This is a genomic window from Lachnospiraceae bacterium oral taxon 096 (genome assembly GCA_018141845.1).
Lineage (GTDB): Bacteria > Bacillota > Clostridia > Lachnospirales > Lachnospiraceae > F0428.
On record CP073340.1, the window covers coordinates 782835 to 797598 of the forward strand.

Genomic DNA, 14764 nt, shown 5'->3' on the forward strand with positions numbered 1-14764 from the left:
TTTATGTAGGAGGAGAGAAGATATGATGAAGAAAAGATTTGTAGCATTAGCACTGATGAGTATTATGTCAGCGAGTATGCTTGCCGCTTGTGGCGGAAAAAAGTCTGATTCAGCGACTTCAACAACCGCAACAACAGAAACAACCGCAGCAACAGATAATAAAAGTGCAACATCTACAGGAAAAAAGAGTGAGGCAGCACCTGAATGGACAGCATATGATGAGCTGATTCAGTCAGTATATCAGGATGCAGATCTAGTACACAGAGAAGCTACTTTGCACAAGGCAGAGGCTATGTTGATGGACACAGGTGCTGTGGCACCATTGTACTATTACAATGATTTGTATATGCAAAAGCCAGATTTACAGGGCGGCATTGTTACCCTTGTTGGTAGTCATAAGCTTTTTATGTATATGACCAACAAGGGACAGCCAATTGATGTGTTGAGAATCAATCTTGCATCAGAGCCAGATAAGCTCGATCCAGCATTGACCTCAACTACTGATGGTGGATCTTTGGCAGCGAACTCATTTGTCGGTCTCTATGTTATGGGCAATGACAACAAGATTTCTCCAGCACTTGCAGATGGAGATCCAACCGTTTCCTCCGATGGCAAGGAGTACACCATTAAGTTGAAGAAGGATTTGAAGTGGAGCGATGGCTCACCACTCAATGCCAATGACTTTGTCTACTCTTGGAAGAGAGCAGCAGATCCAAAGACAGGTTCCGATTATTCCTATCTATTTGACATTATGGAAAAAGGATCCGATGGAACCATTGATGTCAGTGCAGTGGATGACAACACTTTGAAGTTTAAGTTAAAGGCTCCAGTGCCTTATATGATGGAATTATTGACCTTCTCAACCTATATGCCAGTGCCAAAGGCCAGCGTTGAGGGAGCAAAGGATCACGAGGCAAATCCTGGTGCTTGGGCATCTGAGGCAGGTTTTGTCAGCAATGGTGCCTATACTTTGAAAGAGTGGAAGCACAATGAGTCTATGGTCTATGTAAAGAATCCAAACTTCTATGACGCAGATAAGGTGACCGTCAATGAGCTTCACTTTATGCTCAGTGCCGATGACACAGCTATTCTTGCAGCATATCAGGCAGGAAACCTTGACTTTATCGACTCTGTGCCAAATGGTGAGATTGACAACTTAAAGAGTTTGCCAGATTTCCATGTTGTAAACAACCTTGGTACCTACTATGTTGGATTTAATGTCAACAGCAAGATGTTTGATGGAAAGACACCAGAGCAGGCGAGCAAGATGCGCCGTGCACTTGGTCTTTTGATTGACCGTCAGTACATTGTAGACACTATCGGAAAGACAGGACAGCAGCCTGCCAACACCTTTGTTCCAGCTGGAATGAGCGATGGTCATGGTGGTATCTTTAAGCAGGACGATGATGCTTATAAGTATCCAGTAGATGGTGGTTACTATAAGATTGCTGTAGATAAGGATCAGGCAATTTCTCTTCTCAAGGAGGCAGGATATAAGTTTGATGACAATGGTATGTTGAGCTCAGAGACTCCAATTACCATTAACTACCTTGTTAACCAGAATACAGGAAATGAAGCGATTGCACAGGCAATACAGCAGGATTGGGCAGCGATTGGTATCACGATGAATATTTCTACTGAGGATTGGCAGACATTCGTTAATGACCGAAAGGTTGGCAACTTTGATGTGGCTAGAGAGGGATGGCTTGCCGATTACAATGATCCTGCAAATATGTTGGAGCAGTTTATGTCTACATCAGGAAATAACAACGAACAGTTAGGTAAGTAATAAGAGGATTTCTAGGATAGCTGTATACCCGCTGTTGGGTATGCAGCTATATCTATTTATGGAGAAAGGGGAAGAAAGATGCTGAAATATACCATTAAAAGAATCTTCTTGGCGGTAATTACCCTGTTTTTAATCTGCTTTATTACCTTTTTTGCAATGAATGCAGTACCAGGTGGTCCGTTCAATGGAGAGAAGGCAAAGTCGGCTGAGGTTTTAAGGGTATTGAATGCAAGGTATGGCTTAGATCAGCCAGTACTTGTGCAATTTAAAAATTATATGGTCAATCTCTTACATGGAGACTTTGGTATTTCACTGACAACAGGAAGAGATATTGGAAAGACCATTTCGGAGTCCTTTGTGGTATCTGCACGAATTGGAGGAATTGCAGTTATTATTGCCTTGATTTTTGGCATTATTTTGGGCAGTGTTGCAGCACTCAATCGAAATAAGTGGCCAGATAGAGTGATTATCTTTTTTGTCACATTGTTTACTGCAATGCCAAGTTTTGTGTTGGGTTCATTTTTATTGCTTGTTTTTTGCATTCAATTAAAGGTTGTGCCAGTGTGGAGTACAAATAATCCAAATTATGTGTTGCCTGTCATTGCACTTTCTCTGTCACCAATGGCCTATATCACGAGGTTGACAAAGACAAGTATGCTCGATGTGCTCGGACAGGACTATGTGCGCACTGCAAGAGCAAAGGGCGTGAGTCCATGGAAGATTATTTTTGTGCACTCATTGCGCAATGCCTTGATTCCAGTCATTACCTATGTCGGGCCACTGACAGCCTCTATTTTGACAGGATCGTTAGTTGTTGAGACCATTTTTACCATTGGTGGTCTGGGATCAAAGTTTGTAGATAGTATTACAAAGAGAGATTACACAATGATTATGGGAACGACGATTTTCCTTGCAACATTGATGGTTGTGATGAATTTGGTTTCCGACTTGGTATATAAGTTGGTTGACCCAAGAATTAAGTTAGATTAGTACAGAGGAGAGAAATTATGGCAGAAAATTATGATATACCTGCACCAAAAAAGCATATGCTCAGTATGCAAATCGACCCTGCACTTTTTGAAAAGGCGACGGACGAGGAGAAAAAGCAAGCAGATGTCATGGCTGAGTCCACCACCTTTTTTAAGGATGGTATGAGAAGATTGATGAGAAACCCATTGGCGGTCTTCTCTATGGTAGTGTTGGCCCTTGTATTGGCTCTCATCATTGTGACACCAAGAGTTGTGCCATATAGTTATGAGCAGATTATTACAGTGGATGGAAAGAGAGATAAACAGGCGAACAACTTAAAGCCATTTCAGTATTCACCAATAGAAAAGCAATATATGGAAAAGACCAATACAAAGCTGTTTCCACATATCATGGGAACAGATGAATTGGGAAGAGATTACTTTATTCGTGTCATCTATGGAACGAGAGTATCGGTATTGGTCGGTGTATTTGCCAGTTTGATGGTTTTGGTGATTGGTACAGTATATGGCTCGATTGCGGGATATATGGGAGGAAAACTTGATTTGGCAATGATGAGAATTGTCGATATTATTTACTCCCTGCCTGATCTATTGATTATTATTCTATTGAGTGTCGTATTTAAGGAAAAGTTTGATTTTAGTAAGATTCCCATTATTGGCGGTCTTGGAACAAATATGGTATCCATGTTTATTGTATTTGGTCTCTTGTATTGGGTTGGAATGTCAAGACTGGTCAGAGGTCAAATTTTGACCATCAAGGAAAATGAATATGTATTGGCCAGCAAAGCCACCGGTGCAAGTGCAGGACATATTATCAGAAAACATATTTTGCCAAACTGTATCAGCGTCATTATTATCAGTACAGCACAGCAAATCCCATCTGCTATTTTTACAGAGTCCTATCTTTCCTTTATTGGACTGGGTGTTGCTCTTCCTATGCCTTCTTTGGGATCTCTTGCCAATGCAGCGAGATCAGGTATGCAATCCTATCCGTTAAAATTGGTATTTCCAGCAGCAATGATTATCTTGATTGTACTTGCATTTAACTTGCTTGGCGATGCAATGCGCGATGCATTTGATCCAAAGCTACAAAAATAAGTTGTGTGTAGATAGGGGAAACAAATATGGCAGAAAATACAAATGTAAATAACGAGACCGTGCTGAGCGTAAGAAATTTAAACACATCATTTTTTACTGACTCAGGAGAGGTGCGTGCAGTCAACGGCGTATCTTTTGAATTAGGTCGAGGAAAGATTTTGGGTGTTGTTGGAGAGTCTGGTTCTGGAAAGTCGGTTACGGCGTATTCCATTATGCAAATTTTATCCTCAACAGGAAAAGTTGTTGATGGAGAAATTCTCTACAAGGGAGAAAATATTTTAAATTATTCCAAGAAGCAGTTGGACAATTTTCGAGGCGACAAGTGCAGTATTATTTTCCAGGATCCAATGACGAGTTTAAATCCAACTTTTACTGTGGGTTACCAATTGAATGAGGCACTTCAACTTCATACCAAATATAAGGGAAAAAAGGAAGCAACGCAGCGCTCGATTGAATTATTGGAGATGGTTGGAGTAAATCAGCCAGATAAGCGTATTAAGCAATATCCATTTGAGCTTTCCGGTGGAATGCGCCAGCGTGTGATGATTGCAATGGCTCTGGCCTGTGAGCCAGATATTTTGATTGCAGATGAGCCGACGACAGCTCTGGATGTGACCATTCAGGCACAGATTTTGGAATTGATGCAGGATTTGCAAAAGAAGCTAGGAATGGCAATTATTATGGTTACCCATGACCTTGGCGTTATTGCTTCTATGTGTGATGAGATTATTGTAATGTATGGTGGACGAGTGTGTGAGAGGGGAACAGCAGATGATATTTTCTACAATCCACGCCATGAGTACACCAAGGGGCTCCTTCGCTCCATTCCAAAGGCATCCAATATGAATGAAAAATTGGTTCCTATTGCAGGCTCTCCAATCAATCTTTTGAATTTGCCAAAAGGTTGTGCATTTTGTAGCCGATGTGAGAATGCAATGAAGATTTGTTTGACACAAAAGCCAGAGGAATTACCTGTGGATGATCGCCACTATGCGGCTTGTTGGCTCAATGTCAAGAAGATGATGGAAGAGGAGGCAAGATAATGGAAAAGAAACAAAATGACTTCCTCGTAGAAGTAAAGGACTTAAAAATGCACTTTCCAGTGAAGACAGGTTGGTTTTCTTCAAAGCCATTAAAAGCCGTAGATGGCGTGAGCTTTGAAATTAAGCCAGGAGAAACATTGGGTCTTGTAGGTGAGTCAGGTTGTGGAAAGACAACAGTTGGTCGTGCACTTCTTCGCCTTTACAAGCCAACCTCTGGAGAATTTCGTTTTAATGGGGAACTGGTCAATGACCAGAGTATTCGGCATTTGAGAAAAGAAATGCAGATGGTATTTCAAGATCCCTATTCCTCACTCAATCCAAGAATGACCGTAGAGGATATTATTGGTGAGCCACTCGATGTGCATAAGCTCTACACAACAAGGGCAGACCGAAGAGAGAAAATTTTGAGTTTGATGGAGACTGTTGGTTTGAATGCCGAGCATGCCACAAGATATGCTCATGAATTTTCAGGCGGACAGAGGCAAAGAATTGGAATTGCAAGAGCACTTGCTGTTGATCCAAAGTTTATTGTCTGTGATGAGGCGGTGTCAGCACTGGATGTTTCCATTCAGGCACAGGTCATTAATATGTTTGAGGAACTTCAGGAAAAATTGGGTGTTGCCTATTTATTTATTGCCCATGACCTCTTGGTTGTACATCATATTTCCAATCGCATTGCGGTAATGTATCTTGGAAAAATTGTGGAGATTGCGGATGCAGATGAGCTGAATCGTTCACCAATTCATCCTTATAGCTTGTCGCTTCTTTCTGCTGTACCAATTCCAGATCCAAAGATTGCAAGGCAGAGTAAGAGAATTATTCTTGAAGGCGATGTGCCAAGCCCTCTGAATATGCCAAAAGGTTGTGCATTTCGAACAAGATGTCGCTATGCGACAGAGCAATGTGCCAATGAGTGCCCACCACTGACGGATCGTGGTCAGGGGCATATGGTTGCGTGCTGGAATAAGTAAAAACAGTTACTTTGCTTTGCTTTACATTTATTGCCAATTAAGGTAAAATTTATAGGACAATACCGAAAAATGTAATTTGCTAATAAAGAATAGGGGAAGAAAGAATGAAGTTTGCTACAATTGGAACGAGTGGTATTACAGAAGAATTTTTGCAGGCAGTAAAGTCAGTGCGAGGAGCAAAATTGGTTGCCACTTATTCTAGGGATTTGGAAAAGGCAAAGGCATTGGCAAAGAGCTATGGAGCAAAGAAGGCCTATGATGATGTGGATGAGCTTGTTGCCGACGAAGAAGTGGAAGCTGTATATATTGCAAGTCCGATTGCATTGCACGCTATGCAGGCGATTAAAATGATGATGCACGGAAAGCATGTACTCTGCGAGAAGTCCTTGGCATCCAACTTAGCAGAAGCAGAGGCGATGTTTAGAGCAGCAGAGGACAATAATGTCATCTTAATGGAGGCAATGCGACCAATACATGATCCAGGTTATGCATTGATTAAGAAGAATTTGAAAAAACTTGGTCGAATTCGAAAGATTTATTTGAATTTTTCAGAGTATTCAAGAAGATATAATGCCTTTAAAGAGGGAGAGATTACATCAGTATTTGCAAGGGAGATGTCTGGTGGAGCATTGATGGATGTTGGTGTCTATTGTGTGGAGTCTTTGATTGGGCTTTTTGGCATGCCAGAGAAGATTACTTCTGCGATGATTCCATTAAAGACAGGTGTAGATGGTGCTGGAAAGATTATTGCGACCTATCCAGGAGCGATTGCAGAAATGGACTATTCAAAAATTACCACATCAGATAATTGCTGTACCATTGAAGGAGAGGATGCCACATTGTATTACACCTATATCCGTGACATTGATAAGATCGAAGTAGAATACAATGATGGAAGACATGAGGAGTTTGAGCGCGAAGAGTGTGAAAACAATATGGTCTATGAAATCAAGGATTTTATCAATATGGTAAAAAAGGGAGAAAATATGGAGCATTATCGTGCAGTTTCTCTCAACACAATGCGTATGCTCGATGGTGTTCGCATGCAGAATAATATGCGTTTCCCAGCAGATCAGGTAAAGACAAAATAATGAAGAAGAGATATTTGATGTTGATTGCTGTAGCTGTTTTGATGGTTGGTTGTGGGCAAAAGAAGCCAGCAGCTGTCATTCAAACAGGTACACCTCCAAGCAGTGTGGATGATGGTCATGTGCAGATTGAAGAACCTGTGGAGGAGACAATAAATCCAGAATTTAGTGTGCCACAAAAATAGAATCTGCTTGAGAAGAGAGTGTCCAGAGGGGATACTCTCTTTTTCGTGCTAGATTATTTGTCTTTTACAAGAAAATTACGAAAAACTTTCGATGATTTCAGCAAATTTTAAGTGTTTAGCAACTATATTTTGTCAAAGAAAAAGTGTAGAATGGAGATATCAAAGAGAAAGGACAGGTAATGAGTATGACAAAAAAGAATTTATTGAAAAGTGTTGCGACATTGGCTCTTTCCTTGGGTATGGTTGTAGGAATGGCATCAATGGCTTTTGCTGCACAAAAGACGGTAATTAATCATGTGAATTTGCATTTTGATACTTCAGAGATTGAGGCAGGATCTGGGGAAAAGAAGATCGGTGTCGATTCTTCAGACGAAGGTTTTGATGTTGCTGGAGAGGAGGGAGTAGCCACCAATATGTCGGGTAGCCGATGGTTGACTGGCAATGTTCCTGAGTTCAAGGTGACATTGAGAGCCGATGAGGACCATAAGTTTAATACTTCCAGTTTAAGAAATTCTGGATATTACACCCTCTCAGGAGATAAGGTTTACTTTGTAAAGAGCAGCGGAACATCGAATTCTTTGACCTTGTATGTCAAGATGGCGAAGTTGAGCAATGGTTTGACCAGAGGAGATTTAAAGGTTGAGGATGCCGATTGGAATGAAGACACACGCACAGCGACATGGAATGGTGGAAATTATGCCAATCGCTACACATTGAAGCTCTACAAGGGCAATGTTTTATTGACCACAGTGGACACAACAAATAGTTCCTATGACTTCTCAAATTACATCACAACTCCAGGAAACTACAAGTATAAAATCAGAGCGTACTATGATGGAAGCTATGGCGAGTGGGCAACTTCCGATGAGTTTGATTTGGACAATGATTATTTTAATGACCACAATATTGCAAATAGAAGAACAACAGCAGGTTGGCTCAGAGATAATACAGGTTGGTGGTATCGCAATGCCAATGGCTCTTACACAACCAACAACTGGCAGCTGATTAATGGAAGATGGTATTTCTTTAATGCGAATGGATATATGGTCACTGGCTGGGTACAGTGGAAGGGCGCATGGTATTTCTTAAATGCTGATGGTGGTATGGCTACTGGCTGGGTACAGTCCAAGGGACTTTGGTACTATATGTCAGGAAGTGGAAGTATGTTGTCCAATACAAGAACTCCAGATGGCTACTATGTCAATGGCGATGGTGTTTGGGTAAGATAAATTGTTTTGCTGCATGGAGGTTGCCTCTGTGCAGCTTTTTTTTAGTTGAAACTACAAAAAATATACAGTATAATGTCGTAGTATAGCCACAGACCCGAAGGAGAGATTGCAAAGTGGACGGTTTTGCAGAATTAAATAAAGTGTTGGTGAATCTGTTTAATGAAGTTTTAGCAGTAGAAATTCAAGCGATGCAAACAGAAAAGTTTAAGGACATCACCAACAATGATATGCATGTTATCGATGCCATTGGCATTGGTGAACAACAGAATATGTCTACAGTTGCAGCAAAGCTTTCCGTCACGGTTGGTTCGCTGACCATTGCAATTAATGGATTGGTAAAAAAGGGATATGTGCACAGGGAGCGGTCAAAAAAAGATCGGAGAGTGGTCCATATTGCATTGTCAGAAAAAGGGATTGAGGCTTATCGCTACCATGAGCATTTTCACCAAAGTATGGTAGAAGAAATTGTGGATGAAATGGATGCGCAGGAATTAGATGTCTTGATACGAGCACTGAAAAAAGTTGATGGATGGGTTGCGAAGCGCAAGGAAGAAAATTGAGGTGACATAATGAGAAAATTCAATGTAATTGCCATGACAGCAATAGCAAGTGTAGCTCTGATGATGACTGCTTGTGGAAATCATAAGAAGACAGATACAACAACAGTGGCATCAAGTGAGAGCACAAAGGCAGGGGAGACGGTTAAGATCAGTGAAAGCGAAAGTGCAAAGTCAGATGAAAGCACAAAAGCTGGTGAGACAACAAAGGCTGACGACAGCAAGGCAAGTTCAACCGTAAGTACAGATGGAGGACACAATGCAGTTGGACCAGCAGAGAGCTCAGGAGCAAAGGCGGGTGCAGAGACAACACCGGCCGATAAGGCACCAGATCCAAATGCAGCAAAGCAAACCGTCATTGCCATTTATGTGCCAAGTGATAAGGGATTAAAGCAGAAGATGGATAGTGTGGAAGCATTGGATGCAGAGCATTTGAATGCAAAGATGGTTGAGCAGGGCGTACTGGCAGGTACCACCGCTGTGAAGTCATTTACAATGGATGGCAAGAAGGGAACATTGGAGCTTTCAGAATTAGATACTTCTAAGGAGGCAACGGTGGCATCCGTTATTGATACCTATATCGAAAACTTTGATTTGGAAACCTTGACCATAAAGGCCAATGGAAAAGATGTTGTGACAGATGCCGCATTTAGAAATACAAAGACATTGAAGTAAAAAGAAATGCCCGCCTTGCAGGAGGTGGGTGTTTTTTGCTAATGGGGAAGGAAATACAAGATGAGCACAAAAATAAAAAAGCCATATTATATTACAACAGCGATTGCGTACGCATCGGGAAAGCCACATATTGGAAATACATATGAAATTATCCTTACGGATGCCATTGCAAGATTTCGCCGTGCACAGGGGTATGATGTGTTTTTTCAGACAGGGACGGATGAGCATGGACAAAAAATTGAGTTAAAGGCCGAGGCGGCAGGAATCACGCCAAAGGAACATGTCGATAAGGTTGCCGGGGAGATTAAAGAAATTTGGGATTTGATGAACACTTCCTATGATAAATTTATTCGAACAACCGATGAATATCATGAAAAGCAGGTGCAAAAGATTTTTAGAAAGCTTTACGACCAAGGGGATATTTATAAGGGAGCTTATGAGGGAATGTATTGTACAGCCTGCGAGTCCTTTTTTACAGAGAGTCAGCTTGTGGATGGCAAATGTCCAGATTGTGGGGGACCAGTGCACCCTGCAAAGGAAGAGGCATATTTCTTTAAGATGAGTAAGTATGCAGATCGCCTGATTGACTATATCAATGAACATCCAGAATTTATTCAACCAGTTTCCAGAAAAAATGAGATGATGAATAATTTCCTATTGCCAGGATTACAAGATCTTTGTGTGTCGAGAACTAGCTTTAGTTGGGGCATTCCTGTGGACTTTGACCCAAAACATGTGGTCTATGTGTGGCTCGATGCCTTAGTTAACTATATCACAGGCATTGGCTATGATTGTGATGGTCATTCGAGTGAGCAATTTCATAAGTATTGGCCGGCAGAGTTGCATCTTGTGGGCAAGGACATTATTCGCTTCCATACGATTTATTGGCCAATCTTTTTGATGGCCTTGGATTTGCCACTGCCAAAGCAGGTATTTGGCCATCCGTGGCTATTGCAGGGCGATGGAAAGATGAGTAAATCAAAGGGTAATGTTATCTATGCTGACACATTGGTTGATTTCTTTGGTGTGGATGCTGTGCGCTACTTTGTTCTTCACGAAATGCCATTTGACAATGATGGTGTGATTAGTTGGGAATTGATGGTGGAACGCTTTAACTCTGACCTTGCCAACATTCTTGGAAATTTGGTCAGTCGTACAGTATCGATGACCAATAAATACTTTGATGGTGTGCTGGTCAATGCGAAGGTTGAAGGTGAAGAGGGCTTTGATCAAGATTTAAAGGAGACCGTACTTTGTGCAGTGAATGCGACACAAAAGAAGATGGAAAAACTTCGTGTTGCCGATGCCATCACAGAGATTTGGAATATCTTTAAGCGTTGCAATAAGTATATTGATGAAACTTGCCCTTGGATTTTGGCAAAGGATGAGGAAAAGAAGGGACGCTTGCAGACCGTTCTTTATCATCTTTCGGAGGCCATTGTGATTGGAACTTCCTTGCTTGAGAGTTTTATGCCAGAGACAGCAGAAAAAATACTTGAGCAATTGGGAACAGATAAGAGAGCATTTGAAGATATGGATAAATTTGGTCTACTTTGTGATGGAACAAAAGTTGTGGAAAAGCCAGAGATTTTATTTGCAAGGTTGGATTTACAAGAAGTGCTAGATAAGGTTGCCAAGATAATGCCAAAGCCAAAGAAGGAAGAAGTGGTAGGAATGGATGTCGAAGCCAAGGAAAAGATTAGCTTTGATGACTTTATGAAATTGCAAATTCAGCTTGGAAAGATTATCGAATGTGAAGCGGTACCAAAGTCAAAGAAGTTGTTGTGCTCAAAGGTACAGATTGGCAGCCAAATTCGTCAGATTGTCAGTGGAATTAAAAATTGGTATACGCCAGAGGAAATGGTTGGAAAGACCGTGACAGTTTTAGTGAATCTTGAACCAAAAAAGATCGCTGGTGTGATGAGTGAAGGTATGATTTTGTGTGCAGAGGACAATGAGGGAAATCTCTCTCTTGTGACATCAGAAAAAACATTAAAGCCAGGTGCAGAGATTCGATAATGGAGAAATTGATTAAAAATGGCTTAAGTTCAGCACAATTAAAGTATATTGCCGTACTTTCTATGCTCATTGATCATATTGCAGTGGTGCTACTCAACCCTGTGAGTATTACCTACTGGGTCAGCCGATTTATTGGGCGATTGGCATTTCCAATCTTTGTATTTTTGATGGTGGAGGGATTTAGAAAAACTTCCAATCGCCTCAATTATATTAAGAGAATATTTATCTTTGCAATTATTTCAGAAGTTCCATTTGATTTGGCATTTTTTAGGTTGTTTGATTTTACCCATCAAAATGTACTCTTTAATCTTGGCATTGGGGCAGTGATGCTCTTTATAATTGAAAAGTACAAAAAGAAACCGTATGTCAAGTATGTCGCTCTTATTGTGGCTGCAGTTGTGGCTTGGGCAACAAGGACGGACTATGGATATATTGGCATTTTATTGGCGGCAGTCTTTTACTATATTCGACAGCCAATGCAACAGGTTGTGTGTGGCAGCATTGTTTTATTGTCAGAGCCACCAGCAATTCTTGCCTTTGGACCGATACTTTTATACAATGGGAAGAGAGGAAGACAATTAAAGTATTTCTTTTACATCTTTTATCCATTGCACCTGCTCATCCTCTATGGATTGGCGAGATTAATATTTTTTGGAGTACATTAGAAAATAATGAGTAGAGAATGGATGATTGATACCCATGCCCATTACGATGATGAGGCATTTGATGGGGACAGAGAAGTCTTAATAGAGAGTCTTAACAAAAACAGAATTATGCGAGTGGTCAATATTGGGGCAAGTATAAAGACTAGCCAAAATTCAATTGCACTGGCAAAAAAGTATCCACATATCTATGCGGCCGTTGGGGTTCATCCCTCAGAGACAGAGGAGCTAGATGAGGAAAAGTTTGAGCAACTTTCTCATCTTGCCGATGAAGAAAAGGTTGTTGCGATTGGAGAAATTGGACTTGATTACTACTGGCCCGAGCCATCAAAAGAGATTCAAAAGAAGTGGTTTGAATGTCAAATGGAATTGGCAAGGGAGAAAAAATTGCCAATCGTAATTCACTCAAGGGATGCGGCAAAGGACACACTCGATATGATGGTGGCAAAAAGAGCGGGAGAAATTGGTGGCGTGGTGCATTGCTATTCCTATGGTGTGGAACTTGCCAGGGAGTACCTAAAGATGGGATTTTTCTTTGGCATTGGCGGTGTATCTACATTCAAAAATGCAAAAAAACTCAAGGAAGTCATTGCATATTTGCCAATGGAATCTATCGTGCTGGAGACAGATGCACCTTACTTGTCTCCCGTACCCAATCGAGGAAAGAGAAATTCCTCACTCAATATTCCCTACATTGTGGAAGAGATTGCAAGAATTAAGGGAATACAAGCAGAAGAAGTGGTGCAAAGAACATTTGAAAACGCACATAGACTCTATCCAAAGTTGGGATAGAGAGAAGGGAAGAAAATGGCAATACTGGGAAATCCAGCAAGGACAAGAGAAATCATTCAAAAATATGGTTTTCATTTTCAGAAGAAGTTTGGTCAAAACTTTTTGATCGATGCACATATTTTGGAAAAAATTGTGGACAGTGCAGAAGTTGGGGAAGAGGATTGTGTATTGGAGATTGGACCAGGAATTGGAACAATGACACAATATCTGTGTGAGCGAGCAAGAAAAGTGATTGTGGTAGAAATTGATAAGAATTTAATTCCAATTTTGGAGGAGACACTGGGTGATTATCAAAATGTAGAGATAATCAATGCAGATATTCTCAAAGTGGATATTCAAAAGATTGTGGATGAGCACAATGGTGGAAAACCAATAAAAGTGGTTGCCAATCTTCCCTACTATATCACCACGCCAATCATTATGGGATTATTTGAAAGCCATGTTCCTATTGCAAGTATTACGGTTATGGTACAAAAGGAAGTCGCTGACCGCATGCAGGTTGGTCCGGGAACAAAGGACTATGGTGCACTTTCTCTGGCTGTGCAGTACTACGCAAAGCCAGAGGTTGTTGCCATTGTTCCACCAGAATGCTTTATTCCAAGACCAAATGTATCCTCGTCAGTGATTCGATTGACAAGACATATTCATCCTCCTGTCGAAGTAGAGGACGAGGAGTTGATGTTTCGCATTATTCGAGCTTCATTTAACCAAAGAAGAAAGACTTTGCAAAATGGTCTCAACAATGCACCAGACCTTCATTTTAGCAAGGAAAAAATTGCACAGGCGATTGCTAGCCTTCAAGTAAGTCCAAGTATTCGAGGAGAGGCATTGGAACTTTTCCAATTTGCCAAGCTTTCAAATTATTTCAGTGCAAAATAAAAGGACCTCCCTACATCTATGCGGATTGATATGTACCCTCTTTACTGGACACCCAGTAAGGAGGGTACATATCAGATGTGGGAAGGTCTTTTTTATTAAAAGAAATTTGCATAAATAGTTGAACCGAGCACAGTCAATAGACCAGCAACGGCGATGGAGAGTGAACTCATGGCACCCTCAGTTTCACCGATTTCGAGGGCCTTGGATGTACCAATGGCGTGAGCAGAAGTACCAAGAGCAATACCCTTTGCGATTGGATCGGTGATCCGAAATAGTTTTAAAATCACATCGGCAATCACATTTCCGAGAACACCCGTAATAATGATGACAGAAGCAGTGATGGTATCGGAGCCACCAAGTGATTTTGATACATCCATACCAATGGCTGTAGTGATGGACTTAGGTAAAAGTGTCACATAATTTTCATGTGAAAGCTTAAAGATTAAGCAGAAGATGAGTACGCAAGTTAAACTTGTGAGTACACCTGCAATAATTCCCGCAATAATCGCAGCAAAATTATCTTTTAGTAGCTGTAATTTCTCATAGAGAGGAACAGCTAGACAGACAGTAGCGGGAGTTAAAAGAAAACTAATATACTTTGAACTCTCCTTAAATTGGGAATAGTCAATGCGAAGCCCAATCAAAAGAAGAATGACTAGGGCAATGGAAATTAACAGGGGATTGCATACCGCCCATCCTGTCTTTTTACGAATTTGCACGCCAATTTGATAGGTAATTAGGCAGATGCCCACACCAAAAAATGCAGATTGTCCAAGGAATGTAGACAT

General features: G+C 41.0%; 15 protein-coding genes. 14 read left to right on the forward strand and 1 reads right to left on the reverse strand.

All coding sequences use genetic code 11. The features are described 5' to 3' along the window. The first annotated feature begins 25 nt into the window (after window positions 1-25). From J5A74_03965 to rsmA, 14 genes are all read left to right on the forward strand, one after another. Window positions 26-1789, forward strand: coding sequence for a peptide ABC transporter substrate-binding protein (locus J5A74_03965; GenBank protein QUI96812.1), 1764 nt, complete (start codon window positions 26-28; stop codon window positions 1787-1789). Between the two features lie 78 nt (window positions 1790-1867). After that, window positions 1868-2779, forward strand: a complete 912-nt coding sequence (locus J5A74_03970; GenBank protein ID QUI96473.1) for an ABC transporter permease — start codon at window positions 1868-1870, stop codon at window positions 2777-2779. Window positions 2780-2796: 17 nt separating this feature from the next. Then, the gene (locus tag J5A74_03975) at window positions 2797-3876 is read left to right on the forward strand and encodes an ABC transporter permease (GenBank protein ID QUI96474.1); all 1080 of its coding nucleotides are present in this window, start codon (window positions 2797-2799) and stop codon (window positions 3874-3876) included. A gap of 26 nt (window positions 3877-3902) precedes the next feature. Then, on the forward strand, window positions 3903-4919 hold the full coding sequence (locus J5A74_03980; protein ID QUI96475.1) for an ABC transporter ATP-binding protein: 1017 nt from the start codon (window positions 3903-3905) through the stop codon (window positions 4917-4919). Then, window positions 4919-5890, forward strand: coding sequence for an ATP-binding cassette domain-containing protein (locus J5A74_03985; protein ID QUI96476.1), 972 nt, complete (start codon window positions 4919-4921; stop codon window positions 5888-5890). The genes J5A74_03980 and J5A74_03985 overlap by 1 nt, the downstream gene beginning before the upstream one ends. A 104-nt stretch (window positions 5891-5994) precedes the next feature. Next, complete coding sequence (locus tag J5A74_03990) at window positions 5995-6981, forward strand: Gfo/Idh/MocA family oxidoreductase (GenBank protein QUI96477.1); 987 nt, start codon at window positions 5995-5997, stop codon at window positions 6979-6981. Then, window positions 6981-7163, forward strand: coding sequence for a hypothetical protein (locus J5A74_03995; GenBank protein QUI96478.1), 183 nt, complete (start codon window positions 6981-6983; stop codon window positions 7161-7163). Before J5A74_03990 ends, J5A74_03995 begins: the two co-directional genes overlap by 1 nt. 179 nt (window positions 7164-7342) lie before the next feature. Beyond that, complete coding sequence (locus J5A74_04000) at window positions 7343-8392, forward strand: N-acetylmuramoyl-L-alanine amidase family protein (GenBank protein ID QUI96479.1); 1050 nt, start codon at window positions 7343-7345, stop codon at window positions 8390-8392. Window positions 8393-8580: 188 nt separating this feature from the next. Continuing rightward, window positions 8581-8952 (forward strand): MarR family transcriptional regulator, encoded by a 372-nt coding sequence (locus tag J5A74_04005; protein QUI96813.1) that lies wholly within the window; start codon window positions 8581-8583, stop codon window positions 8950-8952. A gap of 9 nt (window positions 8953-8961) precedes the next feature. Then, window positions 8962-9624 (forward strand): hypothetical protein, encoded by a 663-nt coding sequence (locus J5A74_04010; GenBank protein ID QUI96480.1) that lies wholly within the window; start codon window positions 8962-8964, stop codon window positions 9622-9624. 60 nt (window positions 9625-9684) lie between these two features. Next, the gene (gene metG / locus J5A74_04015; protein ID QUI96481.1) at window positions 9685-11643 is read left to right on the forward strand and encodes a methionine--tRNA ligase; all 1959 of its coding nucleotides are present in this window, start codon (window positions 9685-9687) and stop codon (window positions 11641-11643) included. Continuing rightward, on the forward strand, window positions 11643-12308 hold the full coding sequence (locus J5A74_04020) for a conjugal transfer protein TraX (GenBank protein QUI96482.1): 666 nt from the start codon (window positions 11643-11645) through the stop codon (window positions 12306-12308). The genes metG and J5A74_04020 overlap by 1 nt, the downstream gene beginning before the upstream one ends. Window positions 12309-12314: 6 nt before the next feature. Then, the gene (locus tag J5A74_04025; GenBank protein ID QUI96483.1) at window positions 12315-13097 is read left to right on the forward strand and encodes a TatD family hydrolase; all 783 of its coding nucleotides are present in this window, start codon (window positions 12315-12317) and stop codon (window positions 13095-13097) included. A 15-nt stretch (window positions 13098-13112) separates the two neighbouring features. Further along, on the forward strand, window positions 13113-13976 hold the full coding sequence (rsmA, locus tag J5A74_04030; GenBank protein ID QUI96484.1) for a 16S rRNA (adenine(1518)-N(6)/adenine(1519)-N(6))-dimethyltransferase RsmA: 864 nt from the start codon (window positions 13113-13115) through the stop codon (window positions 13974-13976). A 95-nt stretch (window positions 13977-14071) separates the two neighbouring features. Here rsmA and J5A74_04035 read toward each other — a convergent pair whose 3' ends face one another. Beyond that, the gene (locus J5A74_04035) at window positions 14072-14764 is read right to left on the reverse strand and encodes an LrgB family protein (GenBank protein ID QUI96485.1); all 693 of its coding nucleotides are present in this window, start codon (window positions 14762-14764) and stop codon (window positions 14072-14074) included.

Bases quoted from the DNA above. Each gene is read 5' to 3' on its own strand.
- J5A74_03965 (QUI96812.1), top strand. From the start codon at position 26: ATGAAGAAAAGATTTGTAGCATTAGCACTGATGAGTATTATGTCAGCG.
- J5A74_03970 (QUI96473.1), top strand. From the start codon at position 1,868: ATGCTGAAATATACCATTAAAAGAATCTTCTTGGCGGTAATTACCCTG.
- J5A74_03975 (QUI96474.1), top strand. From the start codon at position 2,797: ATGGCAGAAAATTATGATATACCTGCACCAAAAAAGCATATGCTCAGT.
- J5A74_03980 (QUI96475.1), top strand. From the start codon at position 3,903: ATGGCAGAAAATACAAATGTAAATAACGAGACCGTGCTGAGCGTAAGA.
- J5A74_03985 (QUI96476.1), top strand. From the start codon at position 4,919: ATGGAAAAGAAACAAAATGACTTCCTCGTAGAAGTAAAGGACTTAAAA.
- J5A74_03990 (QUI96477.1), top strand. From the start codon at position 5,995: ATGAAGTTTGCTACAATTGGAACGAGTGGTATTACAGAAGAATTTTTG.
- J5A74_03995 (QUI96478.1), top strand. From the start codon at position 6,981: ATGAAGAAGAGATATTTGATGTTGATTGCTGTAGCTGTTTTGATGGTT.
- J5A74_04000 (QUI96479.1), top strand. From the start codon at position 7,343: ATGAGTATGACAAAAAAGAATTTATTGAAAAGTGTTGCGACATTGGCT.
- J5A74_04005 (QUI96813.1), top strand. From the start codon at position 8,581: ATGCAAACAGAAAAGTTTAAGGACATCACCAACAATGATATGCATGTT.
- J5A74_04010 (QUI96480.1), top strand. From the start codon at position 8,962: ATGAGAAAATTCAATGTAATTGCCATGACAGCAATAGCAAGTGTAGCT.
- metG (QUI96481.1), top strand. From the start codon at position 9,685: ATGAGCACAAAAATAAAAAAGCCATATTATATTACAACAGCGATTGCG.
- J5A74_04020 (QUI96482.1), top strand. From the start codon at position 11,643: ATGGAGAAATTGATTAAAAATGGCTTAAGTTCAGCACAATTAAAGTAT.
- J5A74_04025 (QUI96483.1), top strand. From the start codon at position 12,315: ATGAGTAGAGAATGGATGATTGATACCCATGCCCATTACGATGATGAG.
- rsmA (QUI96484.1), top strand. From the start codon at position 13,113: ATGGCAATACTGGGAAATCCAGCAAGGACAAGAGAAATCATTCAAAAA.
- J5A74_04035 (QUI96485.1), bottom strand. From the start codon at position 14,764: ATGTCTACATTCCTTGGACAATCTGCATTTTTTGGTGTGGGCATCTGC.